This window comes from [Roseibacterium] beibuensis (genome assembly GCF_039542305.1).
GTDB classification, from domain to species: domain Bacteria; phylum Pseudomonadota; class Alphaproteobacteria; order Rhodobacterales; family Rhodobacteraceae; genus Roseibacterium; species Roseibacterium beibuensis.
In genome coordinates, this window is the sequence record NZ_BAABHW010000001.1 from 572,973 (window position 1) to 599,510 (window position 26,538).

A 26,538-nucleotide genomic window follows, 5' to 3' on the forward strand; every position below is an offset into this window, starting at 1 on the left:
CTCTTGGCCGGGGCCGGTGCGGATCGCATCGGCCCCTTGGTCGTTTTTTGGCCGGGCACAACCATACCGCGAAGGCAAAGGGGACACACATGCTCAAGCTTGAGAAACTGACCCGTAAATTCGGCGAGAATATCGCCGTGGGGAATGCGACGATCGAGATCCCGGACGGGCAGATGGTCGGCATCATCGGCCGCTCGGGCGCGGGCAAGTCCACTCTGCTGCGCCTGTTGAACCGCCTGATCGACCCGTCCGAGGGCCAGATCCTGTTCGGTGATACCGACATCGCGCAGCTTTCGGGCAAGGAACTGCGGGCCTGGCGCTCGGATTGCGCGATGATCTTCCAGCAGTTCAATCTCGTCGGCCGCCTCGATGTCATCACCAACGTGTTGACCGGCCGCCTCCATACCATCCCCTCCTGGCGCTCCATGGCGCAGGTCTTCACCCCGCGGGAACGCGCCTTCGCGATCCAGGCGCTGGACCGCCTCGGCATGGCGCATACGGCGCTGCAAAAGGCCGAAACGCTGTCAGGTGGCCAGCAGCAGCGCGTCGCCATCGCCCGTGCGCTGGCGCAAGAGCCCAAGATCCTGCTCGCGGACGAGCCCATCGCCTCGCTCGACCCGATGAACGCCAAGATCGTCATGGACGCGCTGCGCGACATCAACAAGCAGGACGGCATCACCGTCATCTGCAACCTGCATACGCTGGATACCGCGCGGCAGTATTGCGACCGGATCATCGGCATGCAGGACGGACGTATCGTGTTCGACGGCACGCCCGATCTGCTGACCACCGGTATGGCGCGCGAGATCTACGGCGCCGAAGCGCATGAAGCCTTCAACGAGGCCGCGACCTCGACCTCCATCCCGGCGGCGCAGCCCGTGCGCGAACTGGCCTGACGGAGCATCCCATGTCTGACATCATCATGATGGGCGGATCGGCCGGTGCGACGGGGGATGCGCCCCACGATGCGGTCCACGCCTTCGAGCGGCACCGCGCCGAATTGCGCGCCTCCAAGCGGCTTTGGAACATCCTGCTTCTCGCCGGTTTTGCCATCTGTCTCGGCCTGTCGATCTATATCAGCCAGTTCTACCCGGATCGGCTGGCCAGCGGCGTGCCGCGCATCTTCGAGTATTTCGGAACGATCATCCCCGACCTGCAATGGGATCTCCTGTTCGAGGGCCGCACCGAGGAGGGCCGCGCCGTCCCCGGTTCGCTGACCTACTGGTACACCGACTTCTGGGACTATGTCGGCCTGATCTTCGAAACGATCCTGATGGCGATCACCGCCACGCTCCTGGGCACGTTCTTTGCCTTCATTCTCAGCTTTTCCGCCTCGGCCAACCTGGCGCCCTCGCGCTGGGCTTACTGGATTTCCCGCCGTGTGTTCGAACTGTCTCGCGGCATCCCCGAAATCCTCTTGGCGCTGGTCTTCGTTTTCATGATCGGGATCGGCCCGCTGGCCGGTGTCCTTGCCATCGCGATCCACACCACCGGCGCCTTGGGCAAGCTTTTTTCCGAGGTGAACGAGAACGCCTCTTCTCGACCGATCGAGGGGATCACGGCGGTCGGCGGCACATGGGCCGAGAAGATGGCCTACGGGGTCGTGCCCCAGGTTGCGCCGAACTTTTTCAGCTATGCCATGCTGCGCTTCGAGATCAACGTCCGCGCCTCGTCGATCATCGGGTTCGTGGGCGCGGGCGGGATCGGGCAGGAACTCAACCGCGTCATCTCCTTCTACTCGGATGACCGGGTGCTTGCCGTCCTCATCCTCGTGGTTCTGACCGTGACCGTGATCGACCTGATCTCGGAACGCATCCGGCACGGTTTCATCGGAAAGGAGAATTTCTGATGGGCATTGCTTCGCTGTCCGCGCTGGACGAGACGCAGGTCGCCGCCGTCCGCGCCGAACATCCCGGCGCTTTCGGCGGGATCGGCCACCAGATCCGCCGCTGGGCGCCGTGGGCCATCGCGCTGGTCTATGTCATCGGGTCGCTTTGGTATTTCGAGATCTGGAAACTGGCCGACGCCTCGGAACGGGTCTGGGACCTGCTGCGCAATTTCGTGGTGTGGCGCGACATGGCCGACTGGCAATATGCCAACATCTACAAGGGGATCGCGCAGACCCTTGCCATGGCCTTCCTCGGCACGCTTATGGGCACCATCGGCGCATTGTTCGTGGGCTTCCTCGCGGCCAGGAACGTGATGCGGATCCCGCTCCTGCGCCATGTCGTGCGGCGCTTTCTCGACATCCTGCGCGGGGTGGATCAGCTGGTCTGGGGCCTCGTCTTCGTGCGCGCCGTGGGCTTGGGGCCGCTGGCGGGCGTGCTGGCGATCTTCGTCTCGGACCTCGGCACGCTTTCCAAGCTCTATTCCGAAGCGATCGAGAATATCGACCGCAAGCAGGTCGAGGGGATCCGCTCGACCGGGGCGGGGCCGCTGGCGATCATCCGCTATGGCTACATCCCGCAGGTCCTGCCGGTCTTCATCTCGCAATCGCTGTATTTCCTCGAGTCGAACACGCGTTCCGCGACGATCCTCGGCATCGTGGGGGCGGGCGGCATCGGCATGATCATCATCGAACGCTTCCGCGCATCGCTCTATGATCAGGTGGCCTTCGTGGTGTTGAATGTGCTGGTGCTGATTTTTGCCATCGACTGGCTGTCCAAACGCATCCGCCTGTGGCTGATCGGCGTGCGCCACGATTGAAGGATGATGCCATGAGCAAGAAAACACTCGGGGTGGAGCCGACGCTTCACCCCGATGCCGAGGTCGGGACGGACGTGACGCTCGGCCGGTATACCGAGGTCGGGCGGTTCACCAAACTGGCCGCCTGCGAGATGGGGGATTACTCCTACATCTGCGAGTTCGGCCATGTCATCTGGTCGACCATCGGCAAGTGGACGAACATCGCCAACATGGTGCGGCTGAACCCGGGTAACCACCCGACATGGCGGGCCTGTCAGCATCACGCGCTCTACCGGGCCGAGCAATACGGGTTCGGCGCGGACGAGGGTGACTTCTTCGAATGGCGCAAGGATCATTGGGTCACGGTCGGCCATGACGTGTGGATCGCGCATAACGTCACGGTTCTGGCCGGTGTCACGATCGGCACCGGGGCCGTGGTTGGGGCAGGGGCCGTGGTGACCAAGGATGTCGATCCCTACACCATCGTCGCAGGCGTTCCGGCAAAACCCATCAAGCGGCGCTTCACACCGGCACAGGCGGATGCGTTGATGGAGATCGCGTGGTGGGATTGGTCGCACGACGCCTTCGGCGCGGCGCTGCCCGATTTCCGGGCATTTTCCATCGACGCTTTCATCGAGAAATACCGCTAGGCGCCCGGGCGTCTTGTCAGCCTGCCGGGTCCCGCGCTAGGGCAGTTCGCATGCAGCGAGACGGTGGCAAGATGGCAGATAGCTATGACGTGGTGATCGTGGGCGGAGCCGTCATCGGCTCTGCCGTGGCGTGCTACCTGACCTCCGACCCCGATTTCGACGGGCGCGTTCTGGTGGTCGAACGCGACCCCAGTTACGCGACCGCATCGACCGGTCTGTCGGCCTCGGGGATCCGAACGCAGTTTTCCAACGAGATCAACGTGAAGATCAGCCAGTACGGCCTTGAGGTCATACGGGATTTCGCACAGGCCGTGGCGGTCGATGGCCCCGGCCCGGACCTGCATTTCCACGAGGGCGGCTACCTCTATCTTGCGAATAACGAAACCGCCGAGCGCATCTTGCGCGAGAACCACGCGGTGCAGACCGCCTGCGGTGCAGACGTGGTGCTTTGGGACCAGGAGGCGCTCTCGCGCGCCTTTCCGCATCTCAATGTCGCCGACATCCGGCTCGCCGCCTATGGCCGTTCGGGTGAGGGGTGGTTCGACAATACCGGGCTGATGCACGGATTCCGGGCCAAGGCCCGCGCGCAGGGGGCCGAGTACCTGGCTGACGAGGTGGTCGATCTTGTTGCCCATGCCGGTCGCGTCACCGGCGTGGTTCTGAAGTCGGGCCGCACAATCTCTGCCGGGACGGTGGTCAACGCCTCGGGGGCGCGTGCGGCCAAGGTGGCGGGGATGGCGGGCCTCGACCTGCCGATCGAGCCGAGGAAGCGGACGGTTTTCGTGTTCGATTGCGCCCAAAGCCCGCAAGGCACGGCCACGGTGAATGCCGGTCGCCTGCCGCTGATGATCGACCCGACCGGCGTCTATTGCCGCCCCGAGGGGCGCTATTTCCTGACTGGCGCGCCGCCGCTGGAGGACCCCGCCGTCGACTGGGACGATTTCGATCCCCGCCACGATGAATTCGAAGAGATCATCTGGCCGGCCCTCGCCGAACGGTCCCCGGCCTTCGAGGCGATCAAGCCGATCCGCCACTGGGCGGGGCACTACGATTACAACACGCTCGATCACAACCTGATCGTGGGGCGGCACCCGGATTGCCCGAACTTCATTTGCGCCAACGGCTTTTCAGGCCATGGGCTGCAACAGGCCCCCGCGACGGGGCGGGCCGTGGCCGAATTGATCGTCCACGGCGGCTACCGGACGCTGGACCTGTCGGAACTGGGCGTGGAACGCCTCCTCGAAAACCGCCCGTTCCTTGAAAAGGCGATCATCTGAAGCGGGGTCAGGCGCCCGCCAGCAACGCCTCGATCTCGGCGCGCTTTGGCATGGCCTGTGCCGTGCCGGGGCGTGTCACCGAGAGGGCGGCCGTTGCAGTGGCAAAGCGCATGGCATCGTCCGGGGAACGACCCTCGGCCAAGGCGACGGCCAGCCCGCCGTTGAACGCATCGCCTGCCCCCGTGGTGTCCACGACAGGCCCGGCGGACATGGGCGGGCTGTGAACCACGCGCGTGTCGTCCACCCAGAGCGCGCCGTTTTCACCCAGCGTCACGATGGCCGCCTTGCGGACGCCACGCGCCAGCAGGGATCGCGCCGCAGCCTCGGCACTGGCCAGGTCGGTGACGGCGATCCCGGTCAGACCTTCGGCTTCGGTCTCGTTCGGGGTGACGTAGTCGCACAAGGACAGCATCGCGTCCGGCAGATCCTGCGCCGGGGCGGGGTTCAGGATGGTCGCCGCGCCGCCCTCGCGCCCGGTGCGCAGCATCGCCTCGGCGGCGTCCAGCGGTTGTTCCAGTTGCGTCATCACGATTTTCGCCGAGCGCACCGCGCCCGCCTGCGCCGCCACATCGGCAGGTGAGATCGTGCCGCCGACGCCCGGGCTGATGATGATGGCGTTCTGGCCGGTGGCCTGGTCCACGAAGATGAATGCCGCCCCGGTGAAACCAGTCGGATCGATCGTGGCAAGCGACGTCACCCCGGCCTCGGCCCAGATTTCGCGGGCCATCGCGCCAAAATCGTCATCGCCCAGCCTGGTCAGGTATCCCACGTCGCCGCCCGCCCGTGCTGCCGCGACCGCCTGGTTGGAGCCTTTGCCCCCCGGCCCGAGCGAAAAGCCCGAGCCGATCAGGGTTTCCCCCATCCGGGGCAATCGCGCGGCACGATAGGCCGTATCCGCCACGAACACACCAAGTATCACGATGTCATGGGTCATCCGCACCCCTCCCGCTCGATCCGTTTTCGCCATGCTGGCGCAACAGTGGGCGGGCGTCCATGGGCAGTTGCCGCTTGCAGGCGGCGCGACGCTTGGGCAAACCCGTGGCAACACGTCAGGTAACGGGAGGTCGGGACATGAAACTCTTGCGCTATGGTGAGGCCGGGGCGGAAAAGCCGGGGATGCTGGATGCCGAGGGGCGTCTGCGCGACCTTTCGGACCATGTGGGTGACATCTCGGGCGCGGTCCTGACGCCTGAAGGCCTGTCGTCCCTGTCCGCAATCGACCCGGCCAGCCTGCCCGTGGTGGAGGGCGCGCCGCGCATCGGCGCTTGCGTTGGCGATATCGGCAAGATGGTCTGCGTCGGGTTGAACTACGCCGATCACGCCGCCGAGGCGGGAATGGATATCCCGCCGGAACCTATTCTGTTCTTCAAGGCGACCAGTGCCATCTGCGGTCCGAACGACGATATCCGTATCCCGCGCGGGTCTGAGAAAACCGATTGGGAGGTCGAGTTGGGCATCGTGATCGGCAAACCCGCATCCTACGTCGATGAGGCCGACGCGATGGACCATGTCGCGGGCTACTGCATCGTCAACGACGTGTCGGAGCGTGCGTTCCAGATCGAGCGGGCGGGCCAATGGGTCAAGGGCAAGTCGGCCGATACCTTCGGGCCGACCGGCCCGTGGATGGTGACGGCGGACGAGGTCGCCGACCCGCAGGCGCTGGCCATGTGGCTGGAGGTCGATGGCCACCGCTACCAGGATGGATCGACCGCCACGATGGTTTACGGCGTTCGTCACCTGGTCAGCTATATCAGCCAGTTCATGAGCCTGCAGCCGGGCGACATCATCTCGACCGGAACGCCGCCGGGCGTGGGCATGGGGCAGAAACCGCCGGTCTATCTGCGCGAAGGGCAGGAGATCGCCTGCGGGATCGAGGGGCTGGGCACGCAGCGCCAGCGCACCATCGCCTGGAATGCCTGAGACTAGCCAAGCGCGCCGGCCATGCCGGCGCGGCTCTCAGTGCTGGGTTGCAAAGCCCACGATCAGTTGGCGCAGGCCGAACCAGGCCCCCGCCCAGATCGCGGCCGCGGTGATCGGACCCGTATAGGCGAGCATCGAAAAGGCCGACAGGCCCTGTCCAACGGAACACCCCGCGGCCATGACCGCGCCAAACCCCATCAGGGTGGCCCCTGCAAGCTGGCGCTTCAACTGGCGGGGGTCGTCGCAGGCCTCCCAGTGGAACCCGTGGCGGATCACGCTGCCGATACCGCCGCCGATGATGACGCCCACGACCGACGCGATACCGAATTTCGGGTCGAGCCCGCTCGAGAACATCACGTAGTGAATCGTGTCGCCAACCGGCGCGGTAAAGCTGTGGGACAGGATCGGGAACACCTCGAAGCCGGTGTTGGTCACCCAATAGGTGCCGTAAAAGCCCGAGGTGATCGTCAGGCCCACGACCGCCCCCCAGATCAGGTGCGAGATCCGCCGGTGCGCCGGCAGGAAGCGGATCGCCGCCACGATCAGGACAGCCGCCAAGGCCAGGCCGATCAACGAGGAGTCGATGCCGGTCAGTCGTTCGATGGCGTGCGGGTAGCTCTGCGGGGTCTCGGGCGAGAAAACCACCGGCAAAAGCTGGATGCGCAGCGCGGCCAGCAGGCCCGAGATCGCCATCATCGCCGTCACGCCCATGACCAGAACGATCACGAGAGAGCGCAGGTCGCCGCCGCCGATCCGGGCCAGATGCCCAAAGCCGCAATTGCCGGCCAGCGCCATGCCGTAGCCGAACATCAGTCCACCCAGAACGGCCCCGAGGATCGGGAAGGCGTTCGTGATGTAGAAGGATTGGCTGATCTCCATCAGCCCCATGGCCTGCAGCGCGTAGTTGGTGCCCATGGCCGTCCCCAGGGCCATGACCCACAGCCACAGGCGACTGGTGTCATCGCCGTAATGGGCGTCCTCGACCATGGCGAGCGTGCAAAAGCGACCGACCCGGGCCGCAAGGCCCAGGATGATCCCGCCGACCAGTCCGATCAGCAGGACGGCCCCGGTCTCCCCGAGAATGTCGAGCATGTTCCCTCCCTGCGTGGCTGAACGTCCGCGCCGCGATCATTATCGTTCGGCGGGAAAGCGTTTAGCTGCTGAACAACTCGTAAACCTGTTCGATGATCCGGCGGGCCCGGTCATCTGTCAAACTGTAAAAGATCTGTTTTCCCTCGCGCCGGGCCGTCACCAGCCCTTCGAGGCGCAGCCGCGCGAGCTGCTGGCTGATCGCAGCCTGCCGTGAGGACAGCAGCCGTTCGATCTCGGTCACGGACTTCTCGCCATCGGCCAGCGAGCAGAGGATCATGAGACGGCCTTCATGGCTGATGGCCTTCAGGAAATCGGAGGCCTCCTGCGCATGGTCGCGCAACAGCCGCCAGGTGGCGTCATCCATGGGTTCTCCCGGTGCCGGCAGAATGGTCGCGCGGGTCAGCGGACGGTGACCGCGCGGCGGCGCCGTCGCCGTTGCGTCGGTCTCTTCCACACCTATGAGATCGGCGATCTCGCTGAAACCCATTGCAGTCCGTGCCAATGTCTTTTCCCGCTGCGCCAATCAGTTGGTCGCGCCTGCGGCCTCCGTTTCCAAATCCACGCCGGTCTGTTCGATCATACGCTGAAGCAGTCCCCAAAAGAAGTCCTCACCGGGATACCCTTCCAGGCGGCCCACTTCCCGACCGTCGGAGACGAGGATGAAGGTCGGGGTAAACACCGCGCGTCCCTGTATGTCGAGGTCATCCGGAATGGGCTCGGAGAGTTGCAGCATCCGCAAGGGCGCGACCGCCCCCTCGGGCGTGCGGTCATAGGCATCGCCAACCTCTTCGTGCCAGCGCGCGCAATAGAAACAGCCGGTCTGCTCGATCATGATCAATTGCAAGTCTGCCAGTGCAGGCAGGGGCAGGAGGCTCCCAAGCGCCACTACCATTGCGAGTATGGCGCGCTTGGGTTTTCGCGTTTCGATTGACGGCGATCGAAAAGCGCTTCTAATCTGAATACCTGAATATGATGGCTTGGGAGGGATCATGTTCGATGTGACCATCTGGGGTGCCTTCGCGGCAGGACTCCTGTCGTTTCTTTCGCCCTGCATTTTACCTATGGTGCCTTTCTACCTGAGTTATCTCGCCGGTGTAAGCGTCAATCAGGTCGCGGAGGGCGGAGGGGCCACGGCGGCCGTCCGGGCGCGGGCGATTCTCGCCGCGACGATCTTCGCCGCCGGGATCATGACCGTTTTCGTCGGCCTCGGGGCCTCGGCCTCGGTGTTCGGGCAGTTGCTGCGCGACTGGTTCGACGTGCTGCGCTGGATCGCGGCGGCGCTGATCATCGTGATGGGGCTACATTTCCTGGGTGTGTTCAAGATCGGCTTCCTCAATCGCCAATGGCGCGCCGAAACCGGAAGTGTCAGCAACCTCAGCCTTGGAGGGGCGTACCTGATCGGCCTCGCCTTTGCATTCGGCTGGACGCCCTGCGTGGGCCCCGTTCTGGCCGCGATCCTGTTCACCGCCGCAGGCACCGAGACGGCAGGGCAGGGGGCCATCCTGCTGACGTCCTACGGTCTGGGCATGACGCTGCCCTTCATCGGGGCAGCCGCCTTCGTCGGACCTTTCATGAAGCTCATGGGCCGCTTTCGCCGGCATCTTGGCGCGGTGGAGAAGACGATGGGCCTGCTTCTGGTGGTCTTCGGCGTGCTGATCGCGACCAACGCTCTCAACTATATCGGGCAGTGGATGATCGAGAATTTCGAGGTCTTCCGTCAGATGGGCTGACGGGCACCCTCAACCTGGGAGGAGACTAGAATGCTGAGAACCGTGATCGCCGCGGCCATGATCGCCGTCGCGCCACTCGCCACAGCTGCGCAGACCCTGAACGGGGATGGCCTGCACGAGGCGGAGTGGTTGCACGAAACCTTCCGCGACCTGCGCGAGGATCTTGGAGACGCCAATGCCGAGGGCAAGCGTTTCGCCGTCATCATCGAGCAGCGGGGCTGCATCTACTGCACGCGCATGCACGAAGAGGTCTTCGTCGTTCCCGAGATCGAGGAGATGCTGTCGGAGGAGTTCTTCTTCGTCCGGCTGAACATGCATGGCGCGACCGAGGTGACCGACTTTGACGGCGAAGTCATGTCGGAAAGCGATATCGCCCGGCGCTGGCGCAACATGTTCACGCCGACGATTCTCTTCTTCGATTCGGAGGTGCCCGATGGCCTGAGCGGCGCCGAGGCCGCGGTCGTCACCATGCCCGGAGCGTTCGGCGCGCCCACCATGTACGACCTGCTCAACTGGATCCTTGCCGAGGGCTATGACGGCGAGGAAGATTTCCAACGTTATCATGCGAGAATGTTCAACGAACGGGCTGCTTCGGGCCAGCGGATCGGCGCGGATGACTGAGTGTCAAACGGGTCTCGCGGGAGTTGTATTCAAAAAACCAAATGTGTTGTTGCAATCATAACGGGAGTTCGTCTACGGTCGTATGCAGGGCGGAACGACCGTCTAGGGAGGAAAAATGACGCGCAAACTGCTTTTCGCAGCCTTTTTCAGTGTGGCTGCAACGGGGCTGCATGCCGACGTGATTGCACCGGATGATGTGGCTGCCAATGAATATGGCGAGGTTGAAGTCTCTCTCACGGGTGTGTCGGGTGATCCGGCCCGTGGGGAAGAGGTGATGACCAATCGGGGCTTGGGCAATTGCATTGCCTGCCACCAGGTCACCGCGCTGGATGATTACCCGTTTCATGGGGAGGTTGGGCCGACGCTTGATGGCGCGGCAGATCGCTGGACCGAAGCCGCGCTTCGCGGAATGCTGGTGAACGCGGACAACATTTTCCCGGATTCGGCGATGCCTTCGTTTTACCGGGTCAGCGGGTTCGTTCGCCCCGGGAACGGCTACACCGGCCGCGCTGCCGAAGGCCCGCTCGAGCCGATCCTGTCGGCGCAGCAGGTCGAGGACGTGGTCGCATATCTGTTGACGCTCACCGAGTAAGGTCGGGCCGAGAAAGGAGAACCGAGACTATGGAAATGAACCGCAGGCAGTTCGTTGGCACCGGCGTTGGCGCCGCAGCCGCGATCACGCTCTTGCCGAGCGTCGCCACCGCCCAGGATGTCGATGCGGCGATCAACGCCTTCACCGGCGGGGCCGACACCAGCCCGGACGGGATCACCCTGATCGCCCCCGAGATCGCCGAAAACGGCAATACCGTGCCGATCGAGGTCGACGCCCCCGGCGCCGAGGCGATCATTCTTCTGGCCGCCGGCAACCCCAGCCCGGACGTCGCCACCTTCAACTTTGGCCCCGCAGCCGGTGCTCAGGCCGCGTCGACCCGTATCCGCCTTGCCGGTGAGCAGGACGTGATCGCGATCGCTCGCATGCCAGATGGCACCTTTCTTCGGGCCCAGCAGGAAGTGAAAGTCACCATCGGCGGCTGCGGCGGCTGAGGACAGACATAAGGAACACGAGAAATGGCAGACAATGTTACCCCCCGTGTGCGTGTCCCGCGTGAGGCTTCGGCCGGCGACGTGGTGTCGATCCGCACCCTTATCAGCCACCCGATGGAAAGCGGCCAGCGTCGAGACGGCGATGGCAACGTCATCCCGCGCTCGATCATCAACCGCTTCACCTGCGACTTCAACGGCGAGAACGTCATCGACGTGACCATCGAGCCCGCGGTGTCGACGAACCCTTACTTCCAGTTTTCGGCGGTGGTGAACGAGACGGGCACGTTCAACTTCACCTGGTACGATGACGACGGGTCCGTCTACGAGGAAACCGCCGACATCACGGTCGCCTGATAGGTGCCGGTCATCGCAGGGAGGAGGCGAACGACCATGAACAAGATGCAAAAAGCACTCGCGCTCGGCAGCGTGGCGGCCATGGCCCTGATGGGCACCGCGGCGACGCTGTCGGCCGACGAGGACGCGGACCTGGTCATCAATGGCGACTTGGAGATGATCGTGCGCACCGAAGCGCCCGATCACCTCGATGGCCATCTCGACATGATCTACTCGGGCTGGACCTTCCGGTCGGACGAGACCCAGGCCATGCAGATGGATGATTTCGACAACCCCGCCATGCTCTTCGTCGAGCAGGGGATCGAAATCTTCAACACGGCCATGGGCACCGAGGGCAATAGCTGCGCGACCTGTCACGAGACCCCGGAAAACCTGTCCGAGGTGCGTGCCGTCTATCCCCAGTGGGATGAGGAGCGTGGCGAGGTCCAGACGATCACCATGCAGATCAACGAGTGTGTGACCGAACGGATGGGGGCCGAAGCGCTTGGCTGGTCCAGCCGTGACATGGTCAACCTCGAAGCGCTGATCGCGTCCGTCGGACGTGGCAATGTCGTCAACGTGGCGATCGATGGCCCGGCCCGGGAAACCTGGGAAATGGGTCGTGAGATCTACTACACCGAGTACGGTATCCTCGAGATGAGCTGCGCCACCTGCCATGAGCAGAACTATGGCAACTACATCCGCGCAGACCATCTCAGCCAGGGTCAGATCAACGGGTTCCCGACCTACCGTTTGAAGAACGCCCGCCTGAACTCGACGCATTCGCGCTTCCGCGGCTGCATCCGGGACACGCGTGCGGAAACCTTCGCGGAAGGCAGCCCCGAGTTCATCGCCCTCGAGCTGTATGTCGCCTCGCGTGGCAACGGCCTGACGGTCGAAGGCCCCTCGGTCCGCAACTAAGACATCGACAAGTCCCGCCCCGGAGCGATCCGAGGCGGGCCTTCCGCCCAAACACATTCAAAAACCTGAATAAAACCAGAGGGTGAACCCATGATCTCCCGTCGCCACTTCCTCCAGGCCGCGATGGCAACTTCTGCGCTTTACGGCGCTTCGGGCTTCGGCAACTGGGCCCGCCTGGCTGCTCAGCAGCAACTGACGCAGGACGACCTGATCGGTGGCGGCGGCTCGGGCAATGTCACCCTTGTCCACATCACCGACATTCACGCCCAGACCCAGCCGCTTTATTTCCGCGAGCCCGAGTTCAACCTCGGCGTCGGCGAGATGACCGGCCTGCCGCCCCATATCGTGGGCGCAGATTTCCGCGCGATGTACGGGATCGAGCAGGGCAGCGCGATGGATTATGCGCTGACCTATGACGACTTCGTCTCGCTGGCCAATGCCTATGGCCGCATGGGCGGCGTCGACCGCATCGCAACGGTCGTCAACGCGATCAAGGCGGATCGCCCCGAGGCGCTGGTTCTCGATGGCGGCGACACCTGGCACGGCTCGTTGCCCGCGTTGCGCACCGAGGGCATGGACATGGTGCAGATCATGAACGCGCTCGGCGTGGACGCGATGACCTCGCACTGGGAATTCACCCTCGGTTCGGCCCGCGTGAACGAGCTGATCGAGAACCACGTGAACCCGGCTTTCCTCGGCGCCAACATCTTCGACGCCGAATGGGACGAGCCGGTCTTCGACGATTATCGCATGTACGAACGGGGCGGCACCAATATCGCCGTGATCGGGCAGGCTTTCCCTTATCTGCCGATTGCCAACCCTTCGTGGATGTTCCCCGAATACAGTTTCGGCCTGCGCCGCGAGCGGATCGCGGAAGTCGTGCAGCAGGTCCGTGCGCAGGGCGCCGAGGTCGTTGTCCTTCTCTCCCACAACGGCTTTGACGTCGATCGCAAGTTTGCCGAGGACATTCCCGGCATCGACGTGATCCTCACGGGCCACACGCATGACGCCCTGCCCGAACCGGTGCAGGTCGGAAACACGTTCCTCATCGCGTCGGGCAGCCACGGCAAGTTCGTCAGCCGGATCGATCTCGACGTGCGCGACGGCGCGATGCAGGGGATCGAACATCGCCTGATCCCGATCTTCTCGGACGTGATCACCCCGGACCCCGAGATGGCCGCGCTGGTCGCCGAGACCCGTGCGCCCTTCGAGGCCGAGATGTCGGAAGTGATCGGCCAGGCTGGATCGCTGCTCTATCGCCGTGGCAACTTCAACGGCACCTGGGACGACGTGATCTGCAACGCGCTGATCTCGCAGCGCGATGCCCAGATCGCGCTGTCGCCGGGCTTCCGCTGGGGCGCAACGGTCGTGCCGGGTCAGAACATCACCCGCGAAGACATCTTCAACGCGACGGCCATGAGCTATCCGGCCGCCTATCGCAGCGAGATGACCGGCGAATTCCTCAAGCTGATCATGGAGGACGTGGCCGACAACATCTTCAACCCCGACCCCTACTACCAGCAGGGCGGGGACATGGTGCGCGTCGGTGGCATGGGCTACCGCATCGACCCCGCGGCCGAGGCCGGTAACCGCGTCACCAACATGACCCTTCTGGAAACCGGGGAGCCGATCACCCCCGATCAGACCTACGTCGTCGCCGGCTGGGCCAGCGTCAACGAAGGCACCGAAGGCCCGCCGATCTGGGACGTGGTGGAGAACCACATCCGCGAACTCGGCACCGTGAATATCGAACCCAACAACAGCGTGGACGTGGTGGCGGGCTGATCGCCCGGCCTGCCCCAAAGAAAAGGAGTAGTCATGTCTGACGGGAAATCCTTCTCCCCCTCGCGCCGTAGCTTCCTGACCGCCTCGGCGGCAGCGGGCGGCGCATTGGCCAGCGGCAAGCTGGTGCATGCCCAGGCAGCACCGGACCCGGCCATCATCGACCCCCAGCCATGGCGCCAGTATCTTGGCCCCGGCGTCGACAACGCCCCCTACGGCATGCCCTCGCCCTACGAGACCGAAGCGGTGCGCCGCACCGTGCCGTGGCTGACGGCTGACCAGGTCAGTTCGATCAACTTCACCCCGCTGCACGAGCTTGACGGGATCATCACGCCGAACGGCATCTGCTTCGAGCGCCACCATGGCGGCGCGGCCGAGATCGACCCGGCCGAGCATCGCCTGATGATCAACGGCCTCGTGGACACGCCGATGGTCTTCACGATGGAAGACATCATGCGCTTCCCGCGGGAAAACCACGTCTATTTCCTGGAATGCGCGGCCAACACCGGCATGGAATGGGCGGGCGCGCAGCTGAACGGCTGCCAGTTCACCCATGGCATGATCCACAACGTGCAATACACCGGCGTGCCGCTGCGCCTGCTTCTGGAAGAGGCCGGCGTGCAGACGAATGGCCGCTGGCTGTTGGCCGAAGGGGCCGATGCCGCCGGCATGACCCGCTCCATCCCGATGGAAAAGGCCCTCGACGATTGCCTGGTCGCCTTCAAGATGAACGGCGAAGCCCTCCGCGTCGAGCAGGGCTACCCGCTGCGCCTCGTGGTGCCGGGTTGGGAAGGCAACATGTGGATCAAGTGGCTGCGCCGCCTCGAAGTCGGGGACGAGCCCTGGCATCACCGCGAGGAGACGTCCAAGTACACCGACCTCCTGGAAGATGGCGATGCCCGCCGCTTCACCTGGGTCATGGACGCCAAGTCGGTCATCACCAACCCCAGCCCGCAAGCACCGATCACCCACGGCCCGGGCCCGATGGTCCTGACCGGCGTGGCATGGTCGGGCCGCGGCACCATCCCGCGCGTCGACGTCACGCTGGACGGCGGCCGCAACTGGCACCAGGCACGCATGTCGGGCCCGTCGCTCGATAAGTCGATGCACCGCTTCTACTACGAGTTCGACTGGGATGGCTCCCCGCTGCTGTTGCAGTCGCGGGCGATCGACTCCACCGGCTACGTGCAGCCCACGAAAGAGCAGCTGCGCGAATTCCGGGGCGAGAACTCGATCTACCACAACAACGGTATCCAGACCTGGTACGTCAACGAAAACGGCGAAGCCGAAAATGTCGAGGTCGGTTAAGATGATGAAAACGCTTACGCTTTCAGCAGCGCTTCTGGCTGGCGCCGCCACCTTTGCCCTGGCGCAGGAAAACGCCGCTGCCTCCCGCGAGGGTGGCTTCGGCCTGGGCCGTCCCGCGCTGCCCGAAGAGGTCGCGGCCTGGGATTGGGACGTGCGCCCCGACGGTGTGGGTCTTCCCGTGGGCGAGGGGGACGTGTGGACCGGCGAAGAACTCTTCGTCGATTACTGCTCCGCCTGCCACGGTGACTTCGGCGAGGCCGTGGGCCGCTGGCCGGTCCTTGCCGGTGGCGCGGGAACGCTGACCTACGAGGATCCGACCAAGACCATCGGGTCCTACTGGCCCTACCTTTCGACCGTGGTCGATTACGTCCATCGCGCGATGCCCTACGGCCAGGCCGAAAGCCTGTCGCCGGACGAAACCTACGCGATCGTGGCCTACCTGCTCTATCTCAACAACGTCGTGGATGACGACTTTGTCCTGAACCAGGACACGTTCCACGATGTCGAGATGCCGAACGCCGACGGGTTCTTCATGGACGACCGCGACGAAACCGAAGTCGTGGCCTGGACGCGCGAGCCCTGCATGACCGACTGCACCGAAGGTGAAGTCGAGATCACGATGCGTGCGACGATCCTCGACGTGACCCCGGAAGAAGATGAGGAAGAAGCATCTGCCGAACCCGAGGTCGTGGAAGAAGCCGCGGCCGACACCGGCCCGAGCCCGGAACTGATTGCCGCCGGTGCTAGCATCTGGCGCCAGTGCCAGGCCTGCCACGAGGTTGGCGAGGGGGCGCGGAACCGCGTCGGGCCGGCTCTCAACGGGATCGTCGGTGCCGAGGCCGGGATGCGGGAGAATTTCCGGTATTCGCCGGCGTTCCAGGAGGCGGCAGAGGAAGGTCTTGTCTGGACCGAGGAAAACCTGATCGCCTATCTGCATAATCCGCGTGGGTTCATGCCGCGCAGCCGGATGGTGTTCAACGGCATCGACGAAGACGAGGATATCCGGGCGGTTCTTGCCTACATCATGTCGGAAACTCCGCAGTAACCTTATGGGACAGCGCTTTCTAACCGCGATCGTCTTGATGACGGCCAGCACCGGGACCCCGGTGCTGGCCGAAGGCGACCCCGAGCGGGGTCGCGAGTTGTACCGCCCCTGCGCCGCCTGCCACATGATCGGCGATGGCGCCATCAACCGGATCGGCCCGCATCTCGATGGCATCGTCGGGCGCCCCGCGGCGGTGGCCATGGGCTACCGGTATTCCGAGGCCCTGATCGACGCGGCGTCCGAAGGCTTGGTCTGGACGGCTGACGCGCTTGACGATTTTCTTGCGGATCCGTCCGATTACGTGCCTGGCCTTCGCATGATTTTCCGTGGCATCCAAGACGCACAGGACAGGGCAGACCTGGTTGCCTTCCTGCGTGAGGAGGGCGGCACCCCCGACCCCGTCTACGCGAATGCCACGGCCGTCCTGCTTGCCCCGTCTGACGAGGTGCTGCAGATCTTGCGGATGGAGGGCGACGCGTATTACGGCGAGTATCTTTCCAACGAGTGCACCACCTGTCATCGTCCTCAGGGCGGGGATGATATTCCGTCGATCGCGGGCATGGCCCCTGTCGATTTTATTGAGGGACTTGTTGCGTATCGCTCGGGAGAGCGCGAACATCAGGTGATGCAAACCATTACCGGCCGGTTGGGCGATGAGGAGATCGCCGCGCTGGCCGCATATTTCGAGACCGTCGGTCAATAGGCCAAGGTCGCGTAGGTATCCCGGGTGAGGAGACCCGGTGTATCCGGAAGGGGAGATCCGGAATTTTCTGGCTCCGGCAGAGCGAACGGACCGGGGTGGCAAAGGGAGGAGACCCAAATGACCATCAATAGACGTGTATTCATGGGAACGACCGCCGCAGTGGCGGCGTCGCTCAGTGCGCCGATGATCGCCCGAGCGCAAACGGCGCCACGTGTCGTCGTCGTCGGGGGCGGTGCAGGCGGGGCGACGGCCGCGCGCTATATCGCCAACGGATCGCAGGGCGCGATCGACGTGACGCTGGTGGAACCCACCCGCGCCTACTACACCTGCTTTTTCTCGAATCTCTATCTTGGCGGGTTCCGCGAGTTCGACAGCCTCGGCCACACCTATGGCGGGATCGCCTCGGGCGGGGTGAACGTCGTTCATGACTGGGCCACCGGTGTCGACCGCGAGGCGCAGACCGTGACGCTGGCTGGCGGGGACGTGTTGCCCTATGACCGGCTGGTGCTCAGCCCCGGCATCGACTTTGTCGAAGACAGCGTGCCGGGCTGGTCCACGGCGGCGCAGAACGTCATGCCCCATGCCTACAAGGGCGGCAGCCAGACCGAGCTTCTGAAGAACCAGATCATGAACATGCGCGAAGGCGGCGTCTTCGCCATGGTCGCCCCGCCCAACCCGTATCGCTGCCCGCCGGGGCCGTACGAGCGGATCTCGATGGTGGCGCATCTGTTGTCCGAGGTGAACCCGACCGCGACGATCCTTGTGGCCGACCCGAAGGAGAGCTTCTCCAAGCAGGGCCTCTTCGAGGATGGATGGGAACGCCATTACCCCGGCATGATCCAGCGCATCGGTCCGGATTTCGGCGGCGGCAACGTCACCGTGGACCCGTCGGCCATGACCATCAGCATCGATGGCCAGGTCGAGCAGGTCGATGTCTGCAATGTCATCCCGGCGCAGCGTGCCGGGGGCATCGTCTTTGCCGCCGGCATCAACGATGGCAACTGGGCGCCGGTCTCGGCCTATGACCTGTCCAGCCGGATCGACCCGAACATCCATGTTCTGGGCGACGCGGCGGCACAGGGCGCGATGCCGAAGTCGGGCTTCTCGGCCAACAGCCAGGCCAAGGTGGCGGCCAATGCCATTGTCGCCGCGCTGACCGATGGCCGGGCCTTCCCGCCGCGCTTCGCCAACACCTGCTGGTCGCTCATCGCCACCGATGACGGCGTCAAGGTGGGCGCGACCTACGAGGCGACGGACGAGGGCATCGCCAGCGTCGACAGCTTCATCAGCCAGGTGGACGAGACGCCCGAAACGCGGGCCGAAACCTACCGCGAAAGCCTTGGCTGGTATGACGCCATCACCGAAGACATGTTCGGCTGATGTGATACCTTTTTTCCGGGCGGCGGGATGCGCCCGCCGTCCGGGTTTTCTGACCTGGGGACGTCACCTATGAAAAAGGCACTGGCACTCTCTGCGGCACTCGCCCTGTCGGCATCGGCGGCATCGGCACAGCACGCGCTTACCTTTCCCTTCGACGGCAGTTTCGAGGACGCGACCTTCGCGGTCGAGAACGCGATCATCAATCGTGGGCTCGTGATCGATTACACCAGCCATGTCGGAGACATGCTGAACCGAACCGCCGAGGATGTCGGCGCGGAAGGGGCCGAGCCGATCTTCGAAGAGGCCGAGATCTACCTCTTCTGCTCGGCCGCGATCTCGCGCCGCGTGATGGAGGCCGACCCGATGAACATCGTGCATTGCCCCTATTCGATCTTCGTGATGCAGCGCGATGGGCAGGTCATGCTGGGCCATCGCGATTACCCCGACGGCCCGATGCAAGAGGTCGAGGCGGTTCTGGACGCCATCATCCTGGAGGTGACCGGCCAGTGACGCAATTCAACGACTATGACGGCTTCTTCCGCGCCGAGCTTGATGCGCTGAAGGAGGAGGGGAACTATCGCTGGTTCAAGGACCTGGAGCGCCGCCGCGGCGCCTTTCCCCGGGCGATCAACCGGCAGGAGGGCGAAGAACGCGAGATCACCGTCTGGTGCTCGAACGACTATCTCGGGATGGGCCAGCACCCTGACGTTTTGGCCGCGATGCACGCGGCCCTGGACAAGACCGGGGCAGGGGCGGGGGGTACGCGCAACATATCGGGCACCACGCATGCCCATGTGGAGCTTGAGGCCGAACTGGCCGATCTGCACGGCAAGGAGGCAGCGCTTCTTTTCACGTCGGGCTACGTGTCGAACTGGGCCGCGTTGGGAACGCTCGCCTCGCGGCTGCCCGGCTGCGTGGTGTTGTCGGATGCGGGCAACCATGCCTCGATGATCGAGGGGATCCGCCATTCCCGCGCTCAAAAGCTGATCTGGAAGCACAACGATCTGGAGGACCTCGAGGCCAAGCTTGCCGCGTTGCCGGCGGATTGCCCGAAAATCGTGGCCTTCGAGTCCGTCTATTCCATGGATGGCGATATCGCGCCCATCGAGGCGATTTGCGACATCGCCGACCGCTACGGCGCGATGACCTATCTCGACGAGGTGCACGCCGTGGGCCTCTACGGTCCGCGCGGGGGCGGCATCGCCGAACGCGAGGGGCTGATGGATCGGCTGATGGTGATCGAGGGCACGCTCGGGAAGGCCTTCGGCGTCATGGGCGGCTACATCACCGGATCGGCGGCCCTGGTGGATTTCGCGCGCAGTTTCGCCAGTGGGTTCATCTTCACGACCGCTTTGCCGCCCGCCGTGGCGGCCGGGGCCTGCGCTGCCGTGCGTCATCTCAAGCACAGTCAGACCGAGCGTGCCGCACATCAGGACCGCGTGGCCGAGGTTCGGGCGCGTCTGGACGCGCTTGGCATTCCGTATCTGGAAAACGACAGCCACATCATCCCGGTGATGGTCGGCGATCCGGTGAAATGCCGCTTCATCTCGGACCAGTTGATGGCCAATCACGGCATCTACATCCAGCCGATCAACTACCCGACCGTCCCGAAGGGGACCGAGCGGCTGCGCATCACGCCGTCGCCGGTGCACAGCGCGGGCGATGTCGACCGCCTGGTCGAGGCGCTTGGCGATCTTTGGTCGCAGTGCCAACTGGCACGCCAGCCCATCGCGGCCCAGTAGGGGCAGCGCCGCGCGCGATTTGAGCCAAATCAACGCGCGCGGCACGCCCCTCCCATAGGGTCCGCTCCAATCCGGAGGCCCTTCACATGCTGGAAGATCTGCTCGTCACTTGGGGTGAACCGCTGGTCCTCGGCCTTGCCGGGGCCCTGACCGGTCTTGTCTTCGGCTGGGCCGCACAGCGGTCACGGTTCTGCCTGCGGGCCGCAACGGTCGAGGTGGCCGAGGGGCACGTGGGGTCGAAACTCGCGATCTGGCTGATCGTGTTCACCACGGCCCTGATGCTGACACAGGCGGCGATCTCGACGAACCTGCTCGACGTGCGCGACGCGCGTCAGCTGGCCGCGACCGGAAGCATGTCGGGCGCCGTGATCGGCGGGCTGATGTTCGGGGTCGGGATGGTTCTGGCGCGCGGCTGCGCCAGCCGGTTGCTGGTGCTGTCGGCCACGGGCAACCTGCGCGCACTCGTGACCGGGCTTGTGGTGACGCTGGTCGCACAGGCGTCGTTTACCGGAGTGCTCGCCCCGGCGCGCGAGCAAATCTCGCAGCTCTGGCTGGTTGGCGGCAGCGCACGAGACCTTGGGCCGGTCCTGGGGTTGGACCATTGGCAGGTGGCCGCGATTGCCGCTGTTGCGCTGATCGGGGCGCTGTTCCTGGCCCGCAGCCGCGAGGTGACGATCGGAAAATCCATCGCTGCGATTTTCGTCGGCGCTGCCGTGACGATGGGCTGGGTCGCAACCTATGCCATTGCGTCCAATTCGTTTGAAATCGTGCCGATCCTGTCGGTCACCTTTACCGGGCCCGCGACAGACACGCTGATGGCATTGGTCTCCGAGCGTTCGATCATCCTCAGTTTCGGTATAGGTCTTGTGCCGGGCGTTTTTGTCGGGTCGGGGGCCTCGGCCCTGTTGGCGCGCGAGTGGAAGCTTGAACGCTTCGGTCCCGACACGCCGATGGAGCGCTACCTTGCGGGCGCGATCCTGATGGGCTTCGGCGCGATGCTGGCGGGTGGCTGTGCCGTCGGGGCCGGTGTGTCGGGGGGCGCGATCATGTCGCTGACATCCTGGACCGCGGTGTTCTGCATGTGGCTGGGGGCCATCGTGACAACCCGCATGCTGGCGCGGGTCACCTCTGTGTCGGCGACCGCTTGAGGGCGGCAAATCCTTGACCGAAAGCGCGCAGAAGCGCCTGCGCCCCCCGCGCGAGCCCCGGCGGCCTGTCGCGTTTTCCATCTTTGCGCGGTCGCATCGCGCGCAAAAGGCGCACCGGGCTGGGCGGCAACAAACCAGTTCGCCGCCACGCGGAAACCAGAACGCAGGCACAGGCGCCGCCCAGAACCAGACCCGCGACCACGTCCGACGGATAGTGCTTTTCCACGACGATACGGCTGATGCCGACGACCGTCGCCATCCCCGCCGCCAGCGGCCAAAGGCGCGGTGTCACCGCAGCGACAAAGACGGCCAAGGCGCCCATCGTGGTCGCGTGGCCCGACGGAAAACTCGTGTGCCGAAACTGGAAGGTCAGCGGATGGAACGCATAGGCGCCCAGATCGTCGAAATGGGTCGGTCGGGCCCGTGCAAAGAGGTGTTTCAAGACCTGAACCGCGATCCCCGACAGAAGGATCAGCAGGAACAGGGCCACGGCCAGTCGCAAGGCAAGAACCGCCTGCCGACGCGTTCTTGGGCTGGGGGAGAGGCCGGCCAGCGGAACGGCGATGGCCATCACGGCCAAGAGCGACGTGAACATCCAGTTGGAGTTGCCCAGCCAGGTGACCCGTTCCCCGGCTGACCGCAGCCAATCCGGCGCTCCGTTCAGGGCAGCGCGCACCGGTGCATCCAGGACCAGGGCGGCCATCAGCACCGTCAGGAATGCCACCAGCAGCGGCAGGGCAGCGGGGCCCGTGGCTATTCGACAGGGGCGCATGGGTCAGCGGGGGCGGGCACGCCAGGGGAAACGTACAGGCGCAACTGCACGCGTCGTCCGTTGGTGTAATTGGTGCCACGGATCTCCGTCAGGTCGGCGACTCCCTCCGGCGGCATGTCCATGCTGTCGGGCAGGCGGCGGGTATCGATCCACGCTGCGCGGTTCTCACCCTCGGCCAACCATGCCAGTGCCTGGTTCGGTGACTGGTGCAGCGTGTCACGACCGAACTGAAAGACCGTGCTCGCCTCTGCATACCCGCTGAGAGAGATCGGCCCAACGAGGCATTCGTGCTGCGCCATGGCGTCGGCCAGGCGCGGGGTGATCCAATAGTCATGAAGCGCGGGCAGAGTGACGGCCGTCATGGTCCACCCCATCAGAACACCGGCCGTGGCAAGCGAGGCCAAGGCGCGTTTCGCCTGGCCACGGTAGAGCCAGATCAGGCCGGCAAAAGCCGCGGCGCCGAGAGCGAGCCCACCTGCGACCGAAAGAAGGTCGATGCCCTCTCCGAACGCAATCGGCCCTCCAAAGGCAATCGCAACGAAGAAAACCGTGCCGAGGGTAAAGCCGAAGGCCCCAAGATGCGCGGGCCACCCGGCGAAGCGTCGCGTGCCGTCGATCATCGCCACAAGCGGGCCCGCCGCGAGCAGCATGAGCGCCGGATATGTCGGCAGGGTGTAGTGGATCAGCTTTGTCGAAATCGCTTCGAAGACCAGCCATGTCGGGATCAGCCAGCCCAGCAGGAACGCGGTTTCGCGTGATTTGCGGGCCTTCCAGCCCGCGACGACCGCCAGCGGGGCAAGGATATTCCACGGCCATAAGGTGAACCACATCGTCACCAGGTAAACACCCGGCGGGAAGCCGCTATGTTCGCCCTCGGCGGTGATCTTTTCCACGAGATCGCCCCCGACCGAGGCCATCAGGAACTCGCCCTCGGTACGGATCATGATCGCCACGAACCACGGCAGCGAGAGGAGCAGCATCCACGCCAGTCCGGGCAGGGGTTTGAGCCCCTTGGTCCATTGCAGGCTGCGTCCCGAGATCGAGATCCATGCCGCTGCGCCCAGGACCGGCAGCAGGATCATCGGCCCCTTGATGAGCAGCCCCGCCGCCATGGCCGTCCAGAAGACGGCCGGAACGGTCCATCGGCGGCCCTGTTTCAGCCAATCGGCGCCGAGCCAGGCCCGCGCCATCGCCCCCATCGCGAGGATGATCGCCAATAGAAGCGCTGCGTCGGTCTTGGCCGTGCGCGCTTCGGCATGGAGCATGTAGACGGTGGCCAGCATGACGCCCGACAAGATGGCGGCTCGCCGTCCGACCAACGGCGAGCCCGCCCAAATCAGGGCAAGGCAGGCCAGCGCCCCTGACAGGTAGCTGGGGATGCGTTGCACCCAGATCTCGGTCGTCCCGGTTTGGCCGGTTGCCCGCAACACAGCGGCTTGCATCCAGTAAACGCCGGCTGGCTTGTTGTGACGCGCGTCCTCCTGAAAGCGGATGTCGACCCAATCGCCGGTCTCCGCCATCTGGCGGCTGGCCTGGGCGTAGCGGGCCTCGTCACGGTCCTGAACGGGCAGTTCGGTCAAACCAACCCCGAAGCTGAACAGCGCCAATAGCAGGACGGCGAGCGGGGCCAGCCGGGTCAAAAGCCCGGTGGACCGCGCAGACGGAATATCGTGAGACGTCATGGTGCCGGTTTACTCCGCGGCGGGGTCAGGCGCGCGGGCGGCGTCTGCCGGGTCTTTCCCGGCGCGCCCCTCCCGTTTGGCACGGTGGATCAGAACAAGGTTTCTCGCATAGACAATCACGCCCATCGACTGACCCAGGATGAAGACCACGTCCTGCCGGTAGATCGCGTAGGACAGCAGCAACGTTCCCCCGATGATCGACAGGTACCAGAAGGCAAGCGGAACGTAGGACCGTCCGGCGCGCTCCGATGCGATCCACTGCACGATGAAGCGCATCGAAAAGGCAAGCTGCGCCGAAAGGCCCAGAACGACCCACCAGAACTCGGTCCAGCTTTCGATCGCAAGCCATTGGAAAATCTGCTCGGTCATTGGGCAACCTCCGGCGCCACGTGTTGTTCGTCCTCGGTCCCCCGCGAAATGGAGACATCCGCCGCCGACAGTTTGCGCCGCCGCCGGATGAGCCATGCCACGCCGATCAGGTCGCTGGCCCCGACAATGGCGCGGCCGAGATTCGTGTACTTGGATTCGCCGGCAACGCGCGGGCGATGGGCCACGTCCACATGGGCGACGCTCCAGCCGTCTCGCTGGAACAGGGCGGGGAGGAACCGGTGCATGTGATCGAAGTAAGGCAGGGCCAGAAAGGCGTCACGGCGAAACGCCTTCAGGCCGCAGCCGGTGTCGCGGGTGCCGTCCTTCAGCATCCAGCCGCGCAGCGCGTTCGCCGCGCGGCTCGCCAGCCGCTTGGGCAGAGGGTCGTTGCGCTTGGCGCGCTGCCCGGCCACGAGGCCCAGCAGAGCCGGGCGGGTGTCGGACAGAAGCGGCGCCAAGACCTTGGGCAACTCTTCGGGCGGGTTCTGTCCGTCGCCATCCAGCGTCACGATGATCGGGGCCCGGGCCGCGCGCACCGCGTCGTGGATCGCGGCGGATTGTCCGCCGGGGCGGGGATGGGTCACGATGGTCATCGCCACATCGGGATTGGCCGCGCGAAACGCCAGCAGAACCTCGGCTGTGTTGTCGCGCGATCCATCATTGGTGACGCAGATCTCGAACGGGCCGAGCGGCTGAGCCGCGTCCCGGCATGCCGAAAGAAGCGCCTCGGCGGCGCCGGCCTCATCGAGCATGGGGATCGCGATTGCGAAACGCGGCGTCGTATCCGCCCGCCCCTCTGGCCCTGCGGCTCTGTCGGTCATCTCTGCTATCCCGGCCGTTCCCGTGCCGCGAGCAATAGTCCCACGTGCGCCGCGATGAAAGGCGAAACTCCCGTCCACCGCCACGTCAGGGGCCTCTCTGCGCTACTCAGCTCGCATATCGCGTCCGGCCACGTCGTTTCTCGTTCACGGGTTCGGACAGGACCACGGCGTTGTGGGCGCGCTGGTCGCAATTGGCGCGGGGGCAGATCCGGCAGTTGATGCCGATGGGGGTGGGGTGCGCATGGCTGGCCCGAAGATCTTCGCCATAGCCGATCTGGTCGAGGTGGTCCGTGGCACATCCCATGGCGACGGCAAGCCGGACATCCTGCTTGTGGCGCGTGACGCTGGGCCGGTCGACCGTGCGCGAGAAAACGAAGAACTGGCTCGCGTCGGGCATCTCGACGAACTGGGGCACGATCCGCCCCGGTGTGCGGAGCGAGGTGTGCACCTCGAGCCGCGGGCATGCTCCGCCATACTCGGCCAAGTGGAAGTCGGTCGCGTTGAACCGCTTGGTGACATTCCCGGCCTTGTCGACGCGCAGGAAGAAGAACGGCACCCCTTGCGCGCCGGAGCGTTGCAGGGTCGTGGCGCGATGGCAGGCCTGTTCGAAACTGACCCCGAACCGGATGGCGAGGTGGTCGAAGTCGTATTTGCAGGCAAGCGCCTCGGACAGGAACGGGCCATAAGGCATCAGGACTGCGGCGGCGAAATAGTTGAGCAGCTCGACGCGGCAGCGGGCCAGCCCTTGGGCATTGTCGATGCCGGATTGCGCAAGCAACGTGTCCAGCAGGGCCCGGTGTTCGATCAGCCCCGCCACGTGCACCAGTTGGAACACACGGTTGGGATGGTCCAGCGCCTCGGATAAAAGGACCTCCCGTTGGTCCTCGTCATATTCGCGGAGGCTGTCGGGCATGTCTTGGACGGTCACGAGACGCACGCGCAGGCCCAGCCGGTCCATCAGGCGGCTCTTGAGCGCGGCATAGATATCGTCGGGTTCGATCCGGCGACCGCCCCAGAACGCCTCGGCGGCCTGTTCGAGGGCCTCGAAGTAATTGTGATGGCGGCGAAAGAAGTTGTGCACCGCTGCCTCGGGCGAGGTGGTCAGAACCTGGCTGGCATCGCCGGATCCCGCGGCGACCGTGGCAAGCTGGTCGGTGACGGCCAGATAGGCGCGGTGCAGTTTCAGGAACGACGTCACGAGATCGGGCGCGTGGATCTGCGCTGCGCGAAGCTGCGTCAGGTCGGGGCGGTTCGCCTCGAAGAAATTGTCCTGCAACGCCGCGCGCAGATCGGCCAGAACGGCGGTGTCGTCATCCTCCGCGATTTCGCGCCAGTCGACGCCGTAAACCTCGAAAAGTTTCAGCAGCACGGGCACCGAGACGCTTCGCTCGTTCTTTTCCAAAAGGTTAACGTAAGACGTGGAGATGCCGAGCGCCTTGGCCATCTGTGCCTGGGTCTGTTCATGGTCGAGGCGGAGACGGCGAAGGCGGGGCCCGATGAAGGTTTTCAGCAT

The 26,538-nt window shown here is 64.8% G+C and carries 29 protein-coding genes; 20 read left to right on the plus strand and 9 right to left on the minus strand.

Annotated elements, in window-relative coordinates:
* The first annotated feature begins 89 nt into the window (after positions 1-89).
* From phnC to ABD923_RS02890, 5 genes are read left to right on the plus strand one after another with little or no spacing between them, the layout of a single operon-like run.
* Positions 90-896, plus strand: a complete 807-nt coding sequence (gene phnC, locus ABD923_RS02870) for a phosphonate ABC transporter ATP-binding protein (RefSeq protein ID WP_259546787.1) — start codon at positions 90-92, stop codon at positions 894-896.
* Between the two features lie 11 nt (positions 897-907).
* The gene (gene phnE / locus ABD923_RS02875; RefSeq protein WP_259546785.1) at positions 908-1,849 is read left to right on the plus strand and encodes a phosphonate ABC transporter, permease protein PhnE; all 942 of its coding nucleotides are present in this window, start codon (positions 908-910) and stop codon (positions 1,847-1,849) included.
* Positions 1,849-2,706, plus strand: coding sequence for a phosphonate ABC transporter, permease protein PhnE (gene phnE / locus ABD923_RS02880; RefSeq protein WP_222188512.1), 858 nt, complete (start codon positions 1,849-1,851; stop codon positions 2,704-2,706). The genes phnE (ABD923_RS02875) and phnE (ABD923_RS02880) overlap by 1 nt, the downstream gene beginning before the upstream one ends.
* An 11-nt stretch (positions 2,707-2,717) precedes the next feature.
* Positions 2,718-3,335: an LbetaH domain-containing protein gene (locus ABD923_RS02885; protein WP_259546783.1), complete on the plus strand. Its 618-nt coding sequence runs from the start codon at positions 2,718-2,720 to the stop codon at positions 3,333-3,335.
* 50 nt (positions 3,336-3,385) lie between these two features.
* On the plus strand, positions 3,386-4,612 hold the full coding sequence (locus ABD923_RS02890) for an NAD(P)/FAD-dependent oxidoreductase (RefSeq protein ID WP_259546782.1): 1,227 nt from the start codon (positions 3,386-3,388) through the stop codon (positions 4,610-4,612).
* 7 nt (positions 4,613-4,619) lie between these two features.
* Here the strand turns inward: ABD923_RS02890 and ABD923_RS02895 are convergent, their stop codons facing one another.
* Positions 4,620-5,546 carry a ribokinase gene (locus ABD923_RS02895; RefSeq protein WP_259546781.1) on the minus strand — a complete coding sequence of 309 codons (927 nt, stop codon included), beginning with the start codon at positions 5,544-5,546 and terminating at the stop codon, positions 4,620-4,622.
* Between the two features lie 137 nt (positions 5,547-5,683).
* Between ABD923_RS02895 and ABD923_RS02900 the strand changes: the two genes are divergently transcribed.
* On the plus strand, positions 5,684-6,532 hold the full coding sequence (locus ABD923_RS02900) for a fumarylacetoacetate hydrolase family protein (RefSeq protein ID WP_259546780.1): 849 nt from the start codon (positions 5,684-5,686) through the stop codon (positions 6,530-6,532).
* Positions 6,533-6,568: 36 nt separating this feature from the next.
* Here ABD923_RS02900 and ABD923_RS02905 read toward each other — a convergent pair whose 3' ends face one another.
* The 3 genes from ABD923_RS02905 to ABD923_RS02915 all read right to left on the minus strand — a co-directional run bounded on the left by ABD923_RS02905 (position 6,569) and on the right by ABD923_RS02915 (position 8,456).
* Positions 6,569-7,624 carry a YeeE/YedE family protein gene (locus tag ABD923_RS02905; protein WP_259546779.1) on the minus strand — a complete coding sequence of 352 codons (1,056 nt, stop codon included), beginning with the start codon at positions 7,622-7,624 and terminating at the stop codon, positions 6,569-6,571.
* 61 nt (positions 7,625-7,685) lie between these two features.
* Complete coding sequence (locus ABD923_RS02910) at positions 7,686-7,988, minus strand: ArsR/SmtB family transcription factor (protein ID WP_259547433.1); 303 nt, start codon at positions 7,986-7,988, stop codon at positions 7,686-7,688.
* Positions 7,989-8,147: 159 nt separating this feature from the next.
* Entirely contained in the window at positions 8,148-8,456 is a 309-nt protein-coding gene (locus tag ABD923_RS02915; protein WP_310796375.1) for a hypothetical protein, read from the minus strand.
* 157 nt (positions 8,457-8,613) lie between these two features.
* Here ABD923_RS02915 and ABD923_RS02920 point away from each other — a divergent pair, with 157 nt between their 5' ends.
* From ABD923_RS02920 to ABD923_RS02985, 14 genes are all read left to right on the plus strand, one after another.
* A complete protein-coding gene (locus ABD923_RS02920) occupies positions 8,614-9,354 on the plus strand; it encodes a cytochrome c biogenesis CcdA family protein (protein WP_259546777.1) in 741 nt (246 codons plus the stop codon).
* Positions 9,355-9,384: 30 nt separating this feature from the next.
* Positions 9,385-9,975 carry a thioredoxin family protein gene (locus ABD923_RS02925; protein ID WP_259546776.1) on the plus strand — a complete coding sequence of 197 codons (591 nt, stop codon included), beginning with the start codon at positions 9,385-9,387 and terminating at the stop codon, positions 9,973-9,975.
* Between the two features lie 115 nt (positions 9,976-10,090).
* Complete coding sequence (soxX, locus tag ABD923_RS02930) at positions 10,091-10,567, plus strand: sulfur oxidation c-type cytochrome SoxX (RefSeq protein WP_259546775.1); 477 nt, start codon at positions 10,091-10,093, stop codon at positions 10,565-10,567.
* A 29-nt stretch (positions 10,568-10,596) separates the two neighbouring features.
* Positions 10,597-11,019, plus strand: a complete 423-nt coding sequence (gene soxY, locus ABD923_RS02935) for a thiosulfate oxidation carrier protein SoxY (RefSeq protein WP_259546774.1) — start codon at positions 10,597-10,599, stop codon at positions 11,017-11,019.
* Between the two features lie 24 nt (positions 11,020-11,043).
* A complete protein-coding gene (gene soxZ, locus ABD923_RS02940; protein WP_259546773.1) occupies positions 11,044-11,373 on the plus strand; it encodes a thiosulfate oxidation carrier complex protein SoxZ in 330 nt (109 codons plus the stop codon).
* Positions 11,374-11,418: 45 nt separating this feature from the next.
* Complete coding sequence (gene soxA, locus ABD923_RS02945) at positions 11,419-12,273, plus strand: sulfur oxidation c-type cytochrome SoxA (protein WP_405048287.1); 855 nt, start codon at positions 11,419-11,421, stop codon at positions 12,271-12,273.
* 90 nt (positions 12,274-12,363) lie between these two features.
* Entirely contained in the window at positions 12,364-14,058 is a 1,695-nt protein-coding gene (soxB, locus tag ABD923_RS02950) for a thiosulfohydrolase SoxB (protein ID WP_259546772.1), read from the plus strand.
* 33 nt (positions 14,059-14,091) lie between these two features.
* The gene (soxC, locus tag ABD923_RS02955) at positions 14,092-15,363 is read left to right on the plus strand and encodes a sulfite dehydrogenase (RefSeq protein ID WP_259546771.1); all 1,272 of its coding nucleotides are present in this window, start codon (positions 14,092-14,094) and stop codon (positions 15,361-15,363) included.
* 1 nt (position 15,364) lies between these two features.
* A complete protein-coding gene (locus ABD923_RS02960; protein ID WP_259546769.1) occupies positions 15,365-16,408 on the plus strand; it encodes a c-type cytochrome in 1,044 nt (347 codons plus the stop codon).
* Positions 16,409-16,445: 37 nt separating this feature from the next.
* A complete protein-coding gene (locus tag ABD923_RS02965; protein WP_259546768.1) occupies positions 16,446-17,111 on the plus strand; it encodes a c-type cytochrome in 666 nt (221 codons plus the stop codon).
* 117 nt (positions 17,112-17,228) lie between these two features.
* Entirely contained in the window at positions 17,229-18,491 is a 1,263-nt protein-coding gene (locus tag ABD923_RS02970; RefSeq protein WP_259546766.1) for an NAD(P)/FAD-dependent oxidoreductase, read from the plus strand.
* A 69-nt stretch (positions 18,492-18,560) separates the two neighbouring features.
* Positions 18,561-19,001, plus strand: a complete 441-nt coding sequence (locus ABD923_RS02975) for a DUF302 domain-containing protein (protein ID WP_259546765.1) — start codon at positions 18,561-18,563, stop codon at positions 18,999-19,001.
* Entirely contained in the window at positions 18,998-20,233 is a 1,236-nt protein-coding gene (gene hemA / locus ABD923_RS02980) for a 5-aminolevulinate synthase (RefSeq protein WP_259546764.1), read from the plus strand. The genes ABD923_RS02975 and hemA overlap by 4 nt, the downstream gene beginning before the upstream one ends.
* 86 nt (positions 20,234-20,319) lie before the next feature.
* On the plus strand, positions 20,320-21,381 hold the full coding sequence (locus ABD923_RS02985; RefSeq protein ID WP_259546763.1) for a YeeE/YedE family protein: 1,062 nt from the start codon (positions 20,320-20,322) through the stop codon (positions 21,379-21,381).
* Here the strand turns inward: ABD923_RS02985 and ABD923_RS02990 are convergent.
* From ABD923_RS02990 to ABD923_RS03010, 5 genes are all read right to left on the minus strand, one after another.
* The gene (locus ABD923_RS02990) at positions 21,356-22,153 is read right to left on the minus strand and encodes a phosphatase PAP2 family protein (RefSeq protein ID WP_345229412.1); all 798 of its coding nucleotides are present in this window, start codon (positions 22,151-22,153) and stop codon (positions 21,356-21,358) included. The two genes, ABD923_RS02985 and ABD923_RS02990, sit on opposite strands and share 26 nt — an antisense overlap.
* Positions 22,135-23,835 (minus strand): ArnT family glycosyltransferase, encoded by a 1,701-nt coding sequence (locus ABD923_RS02995; protein WP_259546761.1) that lies wholly within the window; start codon positions 23,833-23,835, stop codon positions 22,135-22,137. The genes ABD923_RS02990 and ABD923_RS02995 overlap by 19 nt, the downstream gene beginning before the upstream one ends.
* Before the next feature lie 9 nt (positions 23,836-23,844).
* Positions 23,845-24,204 carry a lipid-A-disaccharide synthase N-terminal domain-containing protein gene (locus tag ABD923_RS03000; protein ID WP_259546760.1) on the minus strand — a complete coding sequence of 120 codons (360 nt, stop codon included), beginning with the start codon at positions 24,202-24,204 and terminating at the stop codon, positions 23,845-23,847.
* Positions 24,201-25,025 (minus strand): glycosyltransferase family 2 protein, encoded by an 825-nt coding sequence (locus ABD923_RS03005; RefSeq protein WP_259546758.1) that lies wholly within the window; start codon positions 25,023-25,025, stop codon positions 24,201-24,203. The genes ABD923_RS03000 and ABD923_RS03005 overlap by 4 nt, the downstream gene beginning before the upstream one ends.
* 106 nt (positions 25,026-25,131) lie before the next feature.
* Positions 25,132-26,538, minus strand: a complete 1,407-nt coding sequence (locus tag ABD923_RS03010; protein WP_259546756.1) for a helix-turn-helix domain-containing protein — start codon at positions 26,536-26,538, stop codon at positions 25,132-25,134.